Source organism: Cellulomonas sp. P2_F12 (genome assembly GCF_056403775.1).
Window position 1 is genome coordinate 232,319 of record NZ_JBFUEV010000001.1, and the last position, 17,757, is coordinate 250,075.

6 protein-coding genes are annotated in these 17,757 nt (G+C 71.0%); 4 read left to right on the top strand and 2 right to left on the bottom strand.

Going from position 1 to position 17,757, the window contains the following annotated elements:
- The first annotated feature begins 27 nt into the window (after window positions 1-27).
- From AC1DWH_RS01055 to AC1DWH_RS01065, 3 genes are read left to right on the top strand one after another with little or no spacing between them, the layout of a single operon-like run.
- On the top strand, window positions 28-6,909 hold the full coding sequence (locus AC1DWH_RS01055) for a hypothetical protein (RefSeq protein WP_477092110.1): 6,882 nt from the start codon (window positions 28-30) through the stop codon (window positions 6,907-6,909).
- The gene (locus AC1DWH_RS01060; protein ID WP_477092111.1) at window positions 6,906-10,058 is read left to right on the top strand and encodes a hypothetical protein; all 3,153 of its coding nucleotides are present in this window, start codon (window positions 6,906-6,908) and stop codon (window positions 10,056-10,058) included. Before AC1DWH_RS01055 ends, AC1DWH_RS01060 begins: the two co-directional genes overlap by 4 nt.
- Entirely contained in the window at window positions 10,055-13,159 is a 3,105-nt protein-coding gene (locus AC1DWH_RS01065; protein WP_477092112.1) for a hypothetical protein, read from the top strand. The genes AC1DWH_RS01060 and AC1DWH_RS01065 overlap by 4 nt, the downstream gene beginning before the upstream one ends.
- Window positions 13,160-13,434: 275 nt before the next feature.
- Here the strand turns inward: AC1DWH_RS01065 and AC1DWH_RS01070 are convergent, their stop codons facing one another.
- Together AC1DWH_RS01070 and AC1DWH_RS01075 are read right to left on the bottom strand one after the other, a co-directional pair.
- Window positions 13,435-14,586 (bottom strand): glycosyltransferase family 4 protein, encoded by a 1,152-nt coding sequence (locus AC1DWH_RS01070; protein ID WP_477092113.1) that lies wholly within the window; start codon window positions 14,584-14,586, stop codon window positions 13,435-13,437.
- A complete protein-coding gene (locus AC1DWH_RS01075) occupies window positions 14,583-15,539 on the bottom strand; it encodes a PIG-L family deacetylase (protein ID WP_477092114.1) in 957 nt (318 codons plus the stop codon). The genes AC1DWH_RS01070 and AC1DWH_RS01075 overlap by 4 nt, the downstream gene beginning before the upstream one ends.
- Here AC1DWH_RS01075 and AC1DWH_RS01080 point away from each other — a divergent pair.
- Complete coding sequence (locus AC1DWH_RS01080; protein ID WP_477092115.1) at window positions 15,475-17,757, top strand: serine/threonine-protein kinase; 2,283 nt, start codon at window positions 15,475-15,477, stop codon at window positions 17,755-17,757. The two genes, AC1DWH_RS01075 and AC1DWH_RS01080, sit on opposite strands and share 65 nt — an antisense overlap.

The window sequence follows — 17,757 nt, forward strand, 5'->3', positions numbered from 1 at the left end:
ACGGTGCACCGAGGCTAGGCCGTTCCCGTGGCGCTCGGGCTGCTGGACGTCATCGCCCCGTACTTCTTCGCGGGCGACCGTCCGACGTCGAGCCCAGCCTCGACGTCGGGCATCGACCTCGGCGGCGTGTACGACGACGTCATCGGCTTCCTCAAGGTCCGCTCGATCGACTCCACCTGGGACGAGGACGCCGTCTGCATCTGGGGTCGAGCGGGGTTCGACGAGCCGGGTCAGGGCCAGCACACGACCCCGCACGGCGAGGTCTTCGACTGGCACGACATCGAGATCAGGTTCCGCCTGACCGCTGCTCGCACCGAGAGTGCCACGGTCGCCGCAGCCGTCGCCGCGTTGGGGAGCGCGGATCCGCTGAGCGCCGTCATCGCTGCACTGAGCGCGTCGTCCGGTCCGTCCGACGCCCCGACGTCGACGTTCCGGTTGGACCTCCTGATCACGTCCGTCACGCTGCACCTGCCGTTCGCGCGCCCGGCGCAGCTCACTGCCGACGGCCTGCTCGTCCCGGACCCGAACCACAACGACGTCAAGCTCGTGCTGCCGCGGATCATGGTCACCATCGCCCAGGGATCCACGGTCGGGTCCGTCGACGCGACGCTTGACTCGTGGGGTGCGGTCGGTCTGGACACCGAGGCCGACCCCAAAGAGCTCACGGCGATCACGCAGGATCCGCCTTACGCGTTGACCGGGAGCAACAACAGCCTGTTCGGCTGGGGATTTCGCTCGGCCGTCCTGGACTTCTCCGACGAGCACACCCCGCCCGAGATCCTGGCCATCGCGGGCACCGGCGACGACTGGAAGGGGATCTTCCTGCCGGAGGTGCGCATCTTCGTCGCGCCGTCCGGGATCCGCGGGCTGGCTGTCGACGCAGGCGCCAAGAACCTTCTCATCGGCATAGGCCCCGGTGGCGGTGTCTCCGGCGACTTCGACGCGGAGGTCGTGAACCAGGTCGGAGCCGTCGACGCGGACATCCGCTTCCAGACTGCCGACAACCACACCGTCAGTCCGCACTGGACCTCCACCGGCAGCGACGAGTTGCGGCACGGCGAGCTCACCACAGGGCGCGCCGGTGCGCTCATCGTCGACGTGCACGGCGGGCAGCCCCCCTACACCGTGACGATCGACGGCCTTCCCGAGGTCACCCGCAGCCATGCCTACACGGCGGACCACCCGCTGACGGACGGCCAGCACGTCCGGGTAGTCGTCACAGACGGCGGTGCCGCTCGGCCCGGCAAGACGTGGAGCGCTGACCTGCTGTTCCACGTGCACGCACCCGCGTCAGGCGATAGCGGCGGATCGGGCGGGGGCGGCACGCCGGGCGGCACCGCCACGACGACCCCCGGTGAGCTGCACCTCACCTTCAGTCCTGAGCTGCCGACGAGCCGCCGCGTCGTCGTGGTGGCCGGCTCGGACCAGGACCACGTCGGGTTCGCCGTGACACCGGCCTCGACAACCGACTCGACCGTCGCGCTGACCCTGGACGGAGCGAACGTCACACTCGACGCGAGCGGGCACGGCGAGGCGCTGCTGGGCCACGACGACACCGCTGCGCACCGCGTCACTGTCGGCTGGTCCGGACAACCCGTGCCGCGCGAGAGGACCGTCTACTTCGTCCGCGACCACCCGCAGGCGACCAGCGGCGGCGGCTACACACCCGCACAGGCGTGGGCGGACCGCAACCTGATGTACCGCGACCCGGTGCCCGACGGACAGCCGGGCGGCCAACGGGTCAACCCTTCCGATCTGCGCGCATGGGCGGCTCACTTCGCCGACGGCACCTCATTCGCCGTGGTCGGTGAGGCCAGCCACGAGGCCAACACGAGCCACACGACCTACAACACCGACCTCGCGGGACGCCGCATCAGCCTGGGCCGGGCCGCGCTGGACTTCGCGGACCCCTCCACGCCCACGACCTACACCACCACCAGGGGCGCGCCGATCTACTCCGGCACCAGCCAGGCCTCGGACACCCTTCCTCAGCACCGACGCGCCACGATTCGCGCCAGCGTCGACGCGGCCGCCGCCAACGCGTCGTTCTCCGGCTCCCTCCAGCGCAACGCAAGCACGTCCGGCGGCGCCGGCGGCACTCCCGCCCACGTCGAGACCCCGCCCTCCGGACAGATCGCGTCTCCCAGCTGGTTCCGATCCATCAAGGTCGTCGTGCGCCTGGTGCAGAACATCCCCGTAGCCTTCGAGGTCAGCGGAGTGATCCGGCTCGCGTCGCTGGCCGCGGACCAGCTGCGGAGCGCCGACGCCAGCCACCAGCTCGCCGGGTCGGGTCCGGCCGCCGTCCCATCGACGTTGGACCACGGCCTGGTCCGCTACGACCTCACCGCCGAGTGGGACTCGGGGAACGGTGACTTCCGGATCGACCTCATCGTCACCGGTGGGGACGCCGGCGACGCGCCGACGAACTGGCTCGCACAGACCAGCCCGCTGCCCGGACCGGCTGCCAGCCCGACGCCGGATCAGGGCCGGGACTTCGTCGGCCTGCTGACGGCACTCGCGCCTGCGATCGCGACCGCAGCCGGGTCGGCCGGCTCCCCGGTCCAGGGTGTCGAGGCACTCGCGATCGGCACCGGCGTCGTCGTGGCCATCACGATCGCCGACATCGCGCACACCAAGTCGCTCACGCTGTGGGGCTTCGAGATCCTCGTCGAACGCGACGGCGAGGGCTGGCAGACCGCCCTGCTCATCGATGTGGGCGTCGAGCTGTGGTTCGACATCACGTTCGGCTCGACCACCTTGCTGAGGCTTCCGCCCGATAAGGCGATGCGGGTGCGCTACGACGCCGTCGGCGTGCGCTTCGGTGAGCACGAAGGCCACATGGTGCTCGCGCCGGCGTTCGACGCGTCGCGCGGCTACGAGCTGACGGTGCCCGACGCCAGCTCGATCCAGATGCCCGCACCCCTGGGCGAGATCCTGCACCTGCTGGCACTGCGCGTCGCTCGGATCAACCCGCTGCAGATCGAGGCCGACATCGGCATGAAGGTCGACCTCGGCGTGGTGTCGATCGACCGCGCGCGGGTGCGGGTGACGCTGCCCGAGGCCGAGGGTGAGCAGGTCGCCGTGACGCTCACCGCCCTGGGCGCGTCCGTGAGCATCCCGAACGTGCTCGAGGGCGCGGGCAGCCTCGCGATCGACGCGAACGGATTCCAGGGCAGCATCGACCTCGCACTGGTCAGTGTCGGCGTCCGGGTTGCGGCGAGCCTGGCGGTGGAGTCGCTCCAGGACGGCGACCGGCACCTGACTGCGGTGTATGCGACGCTCGAGGTCGACTTCCCGGTCGCGATCCCGTTGGCCGCCAGCGGTCTGGGCATCTATGGCTTCCTCGGCCTGTTCGGCATGCACTACAAGCGAACCGAGGCCGCCGCCACGGGTCCTGACGACAACCCGGCGCTGGACTGGCTCGCGGCGGCTCCCGGCGGCGACGTCACGTCGCTGACCCTGTGGGGACCGCAGGCCGACCACTGGGCGTTCGGTGTCGGCATCGTGCTGGGCACGATGGAGGGCGGCACGATCCTCAACCTCAAGGGCGTGCTGATCCTGGAGCTGCCCGGACCGGAGCTTCTTCTCTACGTCAAGGCGAACTTCCTGAGCAAGCGGCCGGCGCAGAAGTCGACAACCAGCGGCACGATCACCGCGCTGGTCGAGATCCGGACCGACGAGATCCTGATCGGGATCATCGTCCAGTACGACAACCTCGCGCCCCTCCTGAAGCTGCGTGTGCCGATCGGTGCGTTCTTCCGCTACGCCGACCCCCAGAACTTCCACATCGATATCGGCAGCTACCACGCACCGGCGACTGCGCGTGTGCTTGACCTGTTCGACGCCACGGCGTTCGTGGAGATCCACGGCGACCAGATCGACGACGTGGACCCCCTCGTCCAACGGCTGGGCGGTCCCGTGCCTGGCCTCGCGATCGCGGCAGGCATCCACGCCGCGATCGTGTGGGGCGACAAGGGGAGCGGGCTGTACCTCGAGGTCAGCGCCGACGCCATCGTGGGGGTCAGCTTCAGCCCGTTCCAGTTCCTCGGCCTGTTCGACCTGCGGGGGCGGCTGCACCTGTGGATCGTGAGCATCGAGGCGAGCGCGCACCTCGACATCACGGCGCTGGCGCACGGCGGCCACACCGACGTCTCGCTGGCGGGTGACGTCTGCGGCGAGGTCGACTTCATGTTCTTCAGCGTCAAGGGCTGCGTGCACGTCGAGCTGGGGCAGAGCAGCTCGCTCGCGGAAGCACCGCCGCTGGTCTCGGGTCTGACCCTGCAAGCACGCACGACCTCCCCGGTGCACGGCACGGCGACCGCCGACCGTCCTGTCGGGGCCGCGCTCACCACGGCGGACACGGATCCCGACCACCCGGACCACACCGCGGTCGCCGCAAGTGCCGTGCCGGTCGACGTGATCCCCATCATGGGCATGATGACGGCGCCCGTCCTGGGGTCCGGATTCACCACGGTCGGTGACGCCCCGGCGCCTGCGCCGCTGTCGCAGGGCAGTGGGTGGGCGCGGCGCGGCCAGGCCGAGTACCGGTACACGCTGACGTCGGTCACGTTGAGCCCCGCCACCCCGACGCCGGTGACCGGTGTGCAGTCGGTGTTCCGCACAGGGAACCGAGTCCAGGGCGACGACACCACGGTCCAGTACGCAGTCCTCGACTGGTCGCCCGACCCCCTGGACCACATCACGCTCGTCGGCGACGACAACGACGGGCGGGTCGACGACGGATGGGGCTGGGTGTGCGTCCCGGTGGCGGATCCCGCCAACGTGCTGTGGACGTTCGAGCCGTGCCCACCCGGACCGAACCCCGACGGCTGGCAGGTGACCGGGAACGCGTTCCCGGACGAGCCAGGGACCCGGCGGTCCCACCCTGCGCCCACCACGCTCGCCGTCCACGAGCCGTGGCGCACCGGCGTCGCTTCGATCGACCCCTTGCTGGGCATCGATCCCGCCTACGTCGACCAGCTCGCGGTGCCCCACGGCGCACAGCTCAGCTTCGTCAAGCTCATCGGTGCTCGGGCGCTCGCGGCACCGCACGAACGTGCACTGCCCAAGCCGAGCGACGAGCTGAAGGAGCTCGATGCCGTGGTGCTGCGGCTGCGCCAGCAGGTGGACGAGGTGGGGCTGCTCGACGTCCTGACACTGAACGCCGGAGAGGCGACGCACGTGCGGCTGCTCGTGAACCTGGCAGGAAACCTGCTCAAGTTCGGGCAGCTCGTCGTGCGCCCGCTCGGTGCCGACGGCTCGCCGACCGGGCCGGACATCCCGATCACCGCCGCGATGCTCACGACGCCGGTCCCGGCGCAGTGGACCGACCCGACCTTCCCAGGAGCACAGGACGCTGCGCTCGCCATCGCCTACGCGCACCGGCGGGCCCAGCTCGGATGGGTGGCGGCCGTGCTGGACGCGGACCTGCCGAAGGCCACCGTCACGCTGATGCTCGGCGTCTCGGAAGCGACTGTCGAGCAGATGAGGTTCCTCGTCGCGCCCTCCTACGTCGTGTGCGCCGTCGAGCTGGCCCTGGTCGCGGAGTCCGAACGCGCCCAGGCAGACACGACGGACGCCGACGACGCCCAAATCACGATCGGCACGGCGACGACCAGCGATCCGAGGACCCGCGCGCTGCTCGCACCCGGGACCACCTACACGGTGACCATCGACTACAGCTGGCAAGGTCGTCATGTCGGCGACACCACGCCGGTCAACGACGGGACCGCGACGCAGTCGTTCAGCTTCAGCACCAACGCGTCGGCGCCGGACACCCTGGAACCGTGGCTGCTGTACACGTTCCCGAGCCAGGGGGAGAAGTTCCACTTCACCGCCGAGGCGCCGGTCGTGTGCTTCGCCTCTGACGACGTCGACCAGCTCGTCGGCGCGTACGGGCACACCCTGTATACGCACGTCGTGCCGGCGCGGACCGACCTGCAACGCACGAGCGCACCGCTCGGCGAGCTGGCAACCGTCGCCGGCGTCGTGCTCTCGACGTTCGAGCACACCTTGCAGCGCCTCGCCGCCGGCACCGACTCGCGGCCGCCGTCGCTGCCGTGCCTGGTGGTCGACCCCGGTCCCCGCCACGGCAAGGCGACCATCGACGCACCGCTGGACCGCAGCTGTGACTACACCCTGGACCTCACCTACGACCAGACCGCCACGGTCCCGGCCGTGGGTACGCTCAGCCACTCCCTCATGCACCGCGGGTTCTCGACGGGCTCCTACTCGACCCCGACGGAGCTCGCCGCCGCCATCGCGAGCCAGATGCTCGAGCACCGGTCGGTGGCGAGCTCGGTGGCGACGTTCGCGGCGTTGACCGATACCCCGTCGGACACCGATCTGGATGCGGCGCTGGCCACCCTCGGGCTCGGCGCGATCGCCCCGCCTCGGGGCGCGCGACTCGTGCTGCTGTGGGAGCAGCAGACCGTCGTCGTGGGACCGGCCACGCTGGGTGGGCACCTGCCTCCCTTCCCACCGTTCCCGCACAAGCCGCCGCACGTCACCACGGTCGTCCGCACAGTGCCGGTCGCGATCCTCATCGACGCCCCGGAGCCCGTGTGGCGTACGCGCAGCGCCCCGGTCGAGCACACCGACACCCCGACCGGCACGTCGTGGTGGGAGCTCGGCACCCAGGACTGGCTCACCGTCGGCCAGGCACCGATCGGGGAGCTAGGCGCCCCCAACCGCGTTCCGCTGACCAGGGTCATCCGCAACGACGCGGGGACCAGGCTGGTGTGCGTGCTCGGTCCTCTGCCCGGCGGTCCGGTCACACCGGAGGTGCACATCGCGCTGGACCGGGAGGTCGACGCGAGCGGCCTGCTCGACGACCCAGGGGTCAGCGCAACGCACGACACTCTGGTGCAGCTGCAGGTCGTGCGGCCGCCGTGGGAGGCGACGTCGTGAGCCGAACTGTCGCGTCCCAGTGGTTCTTCGGTGAGACCAGCCGACTGGACTGGCCGTCGATCGCCAAGGGCCAGCAGATCAAGACGGCGGGAGAGCTCGTCTCCATGATCGTGCTGCGCTGGGTGCTGCACCCCGACGTCGGGTTCCCCGCCGAACCGTTCACGGTGTGGAGCCGGCCCGGAGGCGGCGTGGACCCGGTCTCGGTGGAACTGCCGGGCGGTGCGCTCACGGTGAACCCGCTGCAACCTCGAGACATCGACCTTCCCGACCGCGCGGTGCACGTGTACGTGTCGACGACCACGACGACCGCGACGTTGACGCTCGAGGCCTACGACACCGGCGGCAACCGGATCTGTGGTGTGGTCGTCCAGGCGGGGGCGACCGGACAGACCGTCGTGCTCACCGGCACCGGGATCGCCCGCGTGCACGTGTCCGGGACCGGAACCATCACTTCTGCAGGGTTCGTCGCCGCGACGCCCTACGCCAACCTGCCCGACTGGCGCCCCGTCGAGATCGTCGGACTGCCCGTCGATGCAGCAGCAGTGCTGCCCTACGACACGGGTATGCAGGGCCTTGTCTCGAGCCCGATCGCACCGGTGGACGCAGCGGTGGACCGACTCGGGCGCGGCGCGCCACGGCTGGGCTGGGTGGCGCCCGTCGGGTTCACCGACCCGCAGTGGGTCCCGCCGGACTTCGCGGCGCTCGTCGATGAGAACCGCCAGACCCTGCTGCCCCTGCTGATGACGATGCTGTCGGCATCCGGCGGACCCGAGCAGCACGCCGGGTTCCGGGTCGAGCAGCCGCTGCCGCAGCCTCAGGACGCCTCCGGCGGGTCGTCGACCACCACCGCGCTCGGCGACTCGCGAGCAGGGGTGCCACCGCTGGGGTTGCTGCAGATCGCCGCGCACGGCGACATGTACTCGGCGCTGGCGATGGGGCTGGCGACCGCCTACCCGAGCCCGCACCTGCCGATCACCTTCTCCGCGCCGCAGGTGGAGTACATGGTGACCGTCAAGCACCGGTTCCAGGTGGACGTCGGACTGTTCAGCTACGCCTTCGACGGCGAGCTTGCCGCGTTCTTCGCTCCTACCCCGGCGACGGCTCCGGTGGCCCCCGGTGTGATGACCGCCCAGCTCGCGCCCGGTGGCCTGCGTCCGGGCGGACGAGACCTGCCGAGGTTGTCCACCGTGATCCTGGGGTGGGACCGGCCCCAGAACAAGGCGGGGTCGATGCAGGCGGTGTCTTCTGTCGTCGCGCGGGCGCTCCCAGGGCGAGAGCCGGTTCTGATCGTGCCGACTCGCAAGCCGGGTGCGCCGATCCCGTTCGTGTCGGCGGTGCCGGACAACCCGACGCTGAGCGAGGTCCAGCGGGTGACGTTCGTCGACGGGGTGTTTCCGGACCCGGCGGCACCGACCGGCACGTACACCTACTGCGCCATCGGGCAGAACCGCTGGGGCCTGTGGAGCAGCTGGTCGCAGGCCCAGATGAGCGTCCCCGACGAGCTGCCACAGCTGCCCGTGCTCGTCGGTGTCCGGCTGCGACCCGTCGACCCGCAGTCGGCGGCATCGACCCAGCCGGCGGACATCAGCATCGACGTGTCCTGGGACTGGCACACCCGCTCGCCGTCACGCATCGAGATGGCAGCGGCGCTCGACGACGGGACCGGCGTGCCGTCGTCGAACCCGCCCGCCGAGGCGTTCGCACCGACCGGATCTGCGACGCCTCTGGCGCTCAGCTGGGGCGTGGGCGGCTCCGGGGCGACCGTGGAGCCACCGACCCTGCCCGCCGGCTCGGGTTCGGTGATGCGCAGCGAGCCCGACCTGCCGGCCGGTGACACGACACCACCCGAGGAGGTCGGGCGCTACACGATGACGATCCCGGTGACGCTGGACTTCACCACCGCCGAGCAGGTCCGCGTGATCTGCTGGATCCGGGGCACCGAGCGGGTGACCGGGCTGACCAGCAGCTGGAGTGCTCCCAGCAGCGCGACCGTGCACTCCCCGGTGCCACCCGTGACCCCTGGGCCGCCTGGTCCGCTGCAGTGGACGTCGTTGGCTGATGCGACCGGCCGGGCACGGGCCCACGTGACGTGGGTGGCGGTACCCGGCGCCGTGAGCTACTCGGTGTACCACGCCGACGAGACAGCGCTGCTGTCCGCGGCCGGACACCCGCCGCCCGATCTCGCGGCGCCGCTGTCCAGCCGGAAGACCGCGCTGGACGCAGCGGTCCGCATCGAGAGCGTCCGTGACACCTTCACCCGCGTCACGTCCACGCCGATCACCGACACCTCCTACGACGCGGAGCTGGCGCGCGGCAGCCAGGTGCTTCACGGGTTCGTCGTGCTCGCGCGTAGCGCAGCGGGCGTCGAGAGCGTGTGGCCGACCACTCCACCGGTGGCGGTGGGCGGTCGCGGATACGCCTTGTACGGGATCCCGCGACCGCACGTGCCCAAGCCGGCGTCCGTATCGGCTGCTCCCGTCTCGGCGACGGCGGTATCGGTCACCGTCCGCGCCGGCGCCGGGGTGGACCGGGTGGACCTTCACCGAACCGCGCTGGCCAGGCTCACCGGGGACGTCGGCGCGATGGGGCCGGCCGTCACCACGCTCACGGCGGCGGGCGACGGCTCGTTCGCGTCGTTCAGCGACACGGTCGCGCCGTCGTGGCAGCCGTACTGGTACCGCGCGGTCGCGTGGGGTTCATCTGACGACGCCAACGGGTTGCGCCCGGCGGCAGGTCCTGCCTCGAGCGCGCAGGCGGTGCTCGTGCCGCCGGCGGCGCCTCCGGGCGTGACGTCCGCCGCGGTCGCGCCCGAGTCCGGTGGGACGCCGGCACTCCTGACGTTCCGCACCGACGCGCCAGCGGTGCGCATCTCGCTCGGGCCGTTCGTGCTTCAGGTCGTGGCGGTTACGAGCGACGGCGCGTCCGGCCACGGCCAGGCGGTGCTGAACACGACGTTGGACTCCCTGCCGTTCGGACAACCGGAGCTGCCGCTCGCCGGCTCGGACGTGATCGGGCCGGCCTTCGTGGCGGACGACGGCAGCATCGGCGTGTTCCTGCGTCCGGCGGTGGGGGACACGCTTGCCAGCGTGCGGATTCGGGTGACCGACCCGCGCGGACGCGCGGCAGATGCGACCGAGGTGATCCCGTGACCGACCTGGCCGCGCTGCTGTTCGAGCAGGAGAAGCTCGCCGCGCTCGGCATCGCCGATCCGCGCCTCGCGCCGAGCTGGGGGGACTCGCCCGACCTCGGCGACACGGGGGCCGTATCGGTCAGCGCCACCCTCAAGGCTCCCTTCGCAGGATTCGTCCAGCCGACCCCGCTGGTGTCGATGCTGGACATGGGCGGCGAGGACATGACCGCAGGCGGCACAACGCTCGAGATGCACCCGGCGGCGTACCTGGCACTGTCGCGGCTGTACCTGAAGCTGCAGGCCACGGCGGACACATCGCTCCAGCGCCCGGTGCCGCGCTACGTCTACGTCTTCGCGGGCAGCTCGGCGCCGACGGGTGCCGTGCGGGCCGGTGACTCGCTGGGCACCGGGCAGACGATGACGTTCCACGACGCCCGCGGGTGGTGCATCGACGCCGGAGCCGTCGCGTCGGCGTTCGCCGCACTGATGACCAAGCTGTCGGGGTTGAGCACCGGAAGCCCGACGGACCTGGCCTCTGGGCTGACGGCGCTCGTCGGCACGACCACCCAGATCCAGGTCGTGGCGTGCTCGCCGCAAGGTGCTCCATGGAGCGACCCGGGTGAAGGGCACGGGATCGCAGTCACCACGGGCACGACCGGCTCGCCGCAGCGGTTCACGGGCGGCGATGCCGTCACGGTCACGGACCGGACGGGCGCACACGTGCACGTCGAGAGCACCTCGTCGTTGGTGCGGGTCGGGCTGTACCCGCAGGGGCTCCTGGGGACCTCCGATGTCGCCCTCCCGTCCGTGGCCAGCGATGTGACCCTTCCCCGCGACTTCGTGCGGGTCGTGGCCGTCGACCTCGCGACCTACCTGCCCGGGCGGCGCGAGTCCGGCGACGTCGACAGCCACAGCGCGGCCGAGCCGAAGCCCGTCGTGCGCGACGGGGTCACGGTGCGCACCCTCGGGGACGGCGTCGACGTGCTGCACGAGGTCGCGGGCGCTCTCGCGGCCGCGGGCTCCAGCGGCGAGGGGTTCCTGGTCAGCCCCGACGTCGCCACCGTGCGCCTACCCGGGTCCGGCACCTCCGCGACCAGTTCCGACCTTCACTGGCCCGCCCACCCGACGCCATCGGGTGTGACCCCCGCGGCGTGGGGACCCGACGGCACCAAGCCGTTGCGGTCGGCGGACGGAGCGACGGCCACCTGGGCCGAGGTGGGCTCCCACGATGTCCTCGTGACCCTGAAGGACGGTGCGGTGCCGGCGGAGGCGTTCCTGCGTGTGTTTCCGCGGCGGATGGTCTTCCCGGACCAGCTCGCGTCGGGGCCGTCCGTGGTCCGCGGGGACGGTGTGTCCACGATTGCGCCTGCGACCGGCCCCGTGGTGCTGCGACTGAAGGACCCGCTGGCGTTGGGGACGCAAACCCGTCCGTCGGGGGCACAGGTGAACTTCGACCTGCTGGTGGCGCCGCGTCCGGCGTCGGGTCCGGAGCGGCCGCGTCTGCTCGGCGGGTTCTCGATACCGATCGCAGACACACCGTCGACGGTGCCGACACCGACGGCCGCCACCGACTTCGACGAGAACGACGGATTCAGCGGGGTCCCGGTGGGCAACCGAGGGGTGAGCCACGCCGGCGTGCTGGGCTTCCCGCTGGCCAGTCCATTGGCGGCGGTCGGTTGGCCGACGTCGGGGTCGATGAGCGACATCGCCGCGTTCGCGATAGCACTGGCGGAGAGCCTGGGCGACGAGGGGAGCACCACCTCGCAGCGCGACGCCCCGCGCATGCCGACGATGGCTCGGCGCGAATCCGTGGTTGCTGCCCGCTCCGGGGGGTCGTCGCAGTCCTGGCACGCGGTGCTGGGCGGGGGTTGGCTCACCCCGCGGTCGCGTACCGCCCGCCCGCGGCAAGGCAACCCGGGCTGGCCGGCGCAGGGCGAGCACGACGTGACCGGCGTGGTCGCGGACGGCCAGCTGGCCTACGACCTGGCTCGGGCGGCACTGCGGCGGGCGCGCGGTCTCGAGGGGCGGATGGCGGGTCTCAACGACGACGCGTCCTGGGGCGAGCCGGCTGCCGGAACCGATCACTGGGCGGGGGCGGTGCTTTCGACGGTGGCCGGCTACTGCGAGACACCGAACCTGGCGCTGGTGCCGGACCCGACCGTGCTGCCCGCTGACGCTAGCGGGGCCAGCTGGTCCTCGACTCTGAACCAGCTGCCCGCGGTCGTGCAGTCGACCTTGTCCGGGGTGGTCCCGACGAAGGACCGGGCGTTCGCCGAGTTGCGGCGCGAGGCGTTCGCCGCCAAGTACGGACGCCGCGACGCGCAGTGGGCACTCAAGAGCGCGATCGGAGCCGCGCGGGAGCTGGTGTACATCGAGGCACCTCGGTTCGGGGCGTCCACCCACGACGGCGGGCCGCAGGACGACTCGGGACACGACGACCTGACGGCCGAGTGGGACATCGTCGAGGCGCTGGTCTCCCGCTTGTCAGCCGTGTCCTCGCTGCGCGTTCTCGTGGCCGTGCCCAAACTGCCGGATCTGCCGCCGCAGTACGAAGCCTTCGCCCTGTTCGAGTACCAAGCGCGCAAGGCTGCCTACGATGCTCTCGTCGCAGCCGGCGGTGACCGGGTCACCATGCTGCACCCGATGGGATTCCCAGGTCGGCCCATGCTGACCGACACGACCGTGGTCTGCGTCGACGACGTGTGGCTGCTCGTGGGAGCGAGCTCGCCGACTCGGCGGGGCCTCACGTTCGACGGGGCTGTCGACGTCGCCCTGTTCGACAGGCAGCTCGATGACGGGTACTCGGCCGGGATCCGGGCGTTCCGACGAGGTCTCATGGCGCGCCTGGTGGGCGCCGCCGCGCCGACCTCCGGCCAGACGTCCTCGCCCGGGTGGGTCCGGCTGGCCCGACCGGGCCCCGCCGCCGTCGCGTTCGCGGAGCTGACGAACGAGGAGGCCGGCAACGCCCTCGTGGAGCCGCTCTACGTCCCCACTCCCGTCGAGGGGCACAACACCGCCCAGTCGGCTCCGATCGCCGACCCGGACGGTCGCAACGTGGCCACGCTGCTCCTCGCGGGCGTCGCCCTGCTCGGGACCCTGGAGACGCTGCCGGCGACATAGACGCGTCGCCCGTGCAGAGCGTCACTCACTCCCGGTCGACGAGCTCGGAGATCGTCGACGATCTGCTGCGCCTGGGCGATGCCAGCCGGCGGTCGCCATCGCAGGCGTGCGATGCGGTCGTCGGGCCAGAGTGCGTCATGGGCGGGGTCGCAAGTTCAAATCCTGTCAGCCCGACAGTGAAAGTCCAGGTCAGGGGCTTCTAGGGTCATCGTAGCAAGCCCCTGACCTCCCGTTTTGGCCCGACTCATGAGTCCCCGAGCCCGCAGCCCCTCGGTTCAGTTCACGCGTCCACGACGGAGATGCAGTCCCCGCCGTGTCCGGAGTGGGGCCGGCCGCGTCGTGGTGCTCACGAGCAGCTCGGCCCAGTCGCGCTCCGCGCGACCCGTCAGCTGCGCCGCGTGCGAACGGGCGCTGTCCCTCACCGCGGCCACGAGGTCAGGTTCATCGAGGAGCCGGTCGAGCAGCGTGCGCACGGATCCCGGGTCGTCAGGATCAATGCAGAACCCAGTGCGTCCGTCGACCAGCACGTCGACCACACCAGTCGTGGGTCTGCCCAGGACGATCACGCCCGCCAGCATCGCCTCGAGGGCGACCCGCGACTGCGACTCCGTCCGGGAGCACAGCAGGAGGCAGTCCAGCTCGCGGTAGAGCTCAGGCATCCGTTCGGGCGGCACCCGGTCGACCAGCACCACGGCGGCGCGCGCTGCCGGCTCCAGCGTCGCGACGAACGAGAGCAGTGCGTGTGAGTACGGGCCGCGGCCCGCCACGACGACTTTGTGGGCTGGCACCAGCGCACGAACGATCGGCGGGAGGTCGTCGCTCCCCTTCAGCACAGACAGCTCACCGACGACCCCGATCGCGACGTGGCGGCTCCACGGCATCCGCTCGACCCCTCCGACGTAGCGTCGAGCGGTGTCCACCGGGATGGGGAGCACCCGGGTGACCGGCAGTCCGGCCTGAAGGAGCGCCTCGGCGTGCGAGGGGCTGAGCGCTATCACCTCGTCGCAGCGGCTCATGAGCCTCGCGACGACGCCGAGCGCCCCGCGCCTCAGCCGGACGGGCCACGCGCTCAGCCTGTTGTACTCGCAGTGGTCGGGTGCGGTGTGGATGACGCATAGCACCGGCCGCCCTACTACGGGAGCGAGCGCCACAGCGAGAGTGGACAGCCAGCGGAACGAGAACGTCCAGTGCACGACGATGCAGTCGTAGCGGACCAGCGTGCTCCATCGGGGGCTGGCAGCGCGAGCGCCCGGCTCGTCGCGGTCGTCTGCGAAGTGGTCCACAGTCCGTGAGCTGCAGATGATGACCTCGAATGCGTCGGGCACCAACGCAGCGAGCTCCCGGACGGCGAGCGCGAGGCCGCCGCCCGTCATCGGCGGGTAGTCGTGCACCATGAGCACGCGAGGGACCGCCGGTGCTGGCCTCATTGCATCGCCCACCAGACCTCGTGGCGCATGGACGACTGCTCGCCGGCGAGACCGCCGAAGTCCGCGTCGATCGCGTCGAACTCGGTCTGGTAGGTCCGCATCGCCGCGTCCTTGGCAGCGGCCTCCTCGTCGGTGAGCTGGACGTGGTGTGCCTGAAGCGTGCCGGCGCCCAGCTCGTGCAGACCGCGACGGAGGAGCCGGTCCGCCGCATCGTTGCGTCGGCCGGTGACGACCGTCGGCAGTCCTGCGGAGAGGTAGTAGGGACTGTCCGCGTAGAAGCGCAACTCGCGGACGTGCTGCGCTAGAAGGAGTGCCGTTCGCCCGACGTCTTGATGATCGGGGTGGCCCCCGATCCCGACCGGCGCGTACACCGTCGTCGTGCTCCCCACCAATGGGGCGATCGCGCCCGACAGCTCGTCGGGGGCCATGCGTGCGCGCGGTTCAGCGGCCACCAAGGGGATCAGGCGACCGGGTTCCGCTTCGAGCGCCTCCCGGAGGCCCTGGATCGCGTTGCTCCGGTAGAGCGCGTCGAGGAGCGGCAGGTGCACCACCCGACACCGGGTCCCGGCCAGCGCGCGCAGGTCCTCTGCGCGCCGGCGCGCGACCCACGCGGCCGACTCGGTCGCGCCGTGCTTCCGGTCCAGGGCGGTCACGAAACCCGTCGCGGGTACTCCGGCGAAGAGCGTCGCGACGACCACGTCCGTCCTGCGGGACAGCACGTGCCAGGCGCTGAAGACGGCGTCGTCCAGGTGCGGGGACAGGACGACGCACGGGGACGGCAGCATCTCCATGGTGCACCGCCGACGTGGTCGTGGAGGGGAGGGACAGAATGATGTGAGTGCGCCGAAGTCTTCCCACCATGGTAGGACCGGGCACCAGGAGGCGACGATGCCGCACATTGCTGTCATCCAGAACGGCACAGACGTAGCCAGATCTGCATGGGCTGACGTCATCTCCTGCTACCAGGAGAGCTGCCGCCTGCTCTCGGCCAATGGCGAGCAGTTCGACCTGACGTTCTACTCGGACGAGACCGTTGCACCCCTGCTCGAGGCATTGGATCGTTCGGAGGTCGACTGCCTCGTCTTCGCGACCAACGCTTTGACGTCCGAGCAGGTCGCCCGGGCCGCGGACCGGCACGCGGGTCGCCTGCGCGACTTCCTTCACCGGGGCGGCGGCCTGGTCGTCCTCCACCAGTGGCTTGAGTCGCTCGACGTCGTGCTGCCCGAGGAGCTCCGCCCCAAGATGACGACCCGGACCGGCGCGGAGCCGGACGACATCAGCCTGTCCTCCGGAGCGCGGGACGACTCCGTGCTCCATGTGCCGTCGTCCGTGATGGTCGACCGGCTCCGGGACGGGGGGCACGAGCATGGACCGTCCTGGCTCTTCTTCAAGGCGCTCGACCGCCGTTCGTTGCCCGAGGGGCTGACCACCGTGCTCGCGAAGGACGAGGACCAGGCCGTGCTCGTGCGGACGGAGGATCACCTACCCGAGCGGATCGTGCTCTGCACGATGCTCCTTGACTGGCAGCACAACGTCGGTCTGCTGGCCAACGTCATCCGCTTTGCTGCGGCCGGGCCGCCGCGCCGTCTGATCTGGCGAGATCCTCAGGTGTCCTCCGCTGAGCTGCTGCACCGTTGGCTCTGCATGGACGACGCGGCATTGGTCCGGCTTGTCCCGGCCCGGGGCGAGGACCTCACGCCCGTGGACGACTGGCTGCTCCGTGAGCGAGGTTCGGCGGTGGAGATGCTGGTCGTCCCCCCCGACCATCTCGACGACGCTGCCGAGAGGCCGGAGGTGCTGAGGTTCCTCGAACGCGGTGGGACCGTCGTGAGCACTGACCGGGCGACCCGTATCTCCGCCAGCAGGATCACGGCGCTGGTTGGTGACTACAGCCAGCGCCAGCTCGCCTCTCGCCTGTACGCCGAGCTGCGCGCGGTGACCGACTGGGAGACCGTCGAATCCGCCTTCGACGCCCGCAACATCATCGCGGCGATCGCCTTGCTGGAGCTGGATCCCGCCAACGTCAGCCCCGTCGCGGTGACGACGGCCGGGCTGCGTCATCTCGCCCAGGATGCGTGCGACCGGCTCCGGACGCCGCGTCATCGCGAGGACATCGCGTCCAGCATCGCACTCGCTCAGATCGTGCCCATGCTGACGCCCGACGGTCCCCTCGACACCTCACTGGTGACCTGGATGGCCTCCCACCCACTCTGCAGGGACTTCGACGCCGAGTTCCAGATTCGCGCGCTCCGAGCCGCGTGGGAACGGGCAGCCGATCACGACTTCCTCGACGACCTGGCCACCGCGATGATGGCGCGTGAGCCCGCGCTCGTGTCGCTCGCTCCGGTCATTCGATGCCTCGACTCCGTGGCGTTCCTCGACCAGCTGGAACTGCTCGCGTCGGACCGGCCGACGACATCCCCGGTCCTGGCCGACGTCGTCGCGCGGGTGCTCGCGCGCTTCCCCGCCGATCAGGCAGCAGGCTGGCTCTCGGTCGAGGCCACGGCCGACGTCGTGCGCGGAGTTGTCGCCTTGCTCCGCCACGTGCCCGCCGACTCCGACGTGGCCGACCGCCTCGCCAGGCACGTGGCGACCGGCGCGGACGTCCTGCGTCGGGCGCTGAACCGTCACGACCGCACGGCCCGGGGCGTGGCCCGACGCGCTCGCCTCACGCACGCCTTGGTCGAGGCAGACCGGGCATTCCCGATCGGGTTGCAGCGCCTGGCGACCCTGCGATGGCCGGACGGCGGGACATCGACGGCCACGGAAGAATACGTGGACCAGGCCCTGGTCGAGCACTTGGCCACGGTGAACGTCCGTCTGCGAAACACGGTCGCGGACATGTCCGCGGACGCCGAGGTTTTGCGTACCGGCCTCCGTGACCAGCGGATCGCGGCGACGTTGGGGCGCGGATTCGCCACCTCGCTCCCGGCCCTGGTGATCACAGCGGCCGCGGTCTGGGTGGCGCTGGCGATCGGTGCTGAGTCGGTGTGGGGGCTTCTCGCCAATGTGGGAAGTCTCGCCACCATCCTGGTCCTCCTCCTGAGCCTGCTGTTCTCCGCCCTGGCTCGGGTGGGCCTCCTCGCAGCGCCGGGTCGCTCGTTCCTCGACGCGGCGGAGAAGGTCGCCGTGCCGGTCATCTCGAGCCTCGGCAAGCTGAAGAGGTCTTGA

Coding starts and splice junctions, on each gene's coding strand:
- AC1DWH_RS01070 (WP_477092113.1), bottom strand. CDS start 14,586: ATGAGGCCAGCACCGGCGGTCCCTCGCGTGCTCATGGTGCACGACTAC.
- AC1DWH_RS01075 (WP_477092114.1), bottom strand. CDS start 15,539: ATGACGTCAGCCCATGCAGATCTGGCTACGTCTGTGCCGTTCTGGATG.
- AC1DWH_RS01080 (WP_477092115.1), top strand. CDS start 15,475: ATGCCGCACATTGCTGTCATCCAGAACGGCACAGACGTAGCCAGATCT.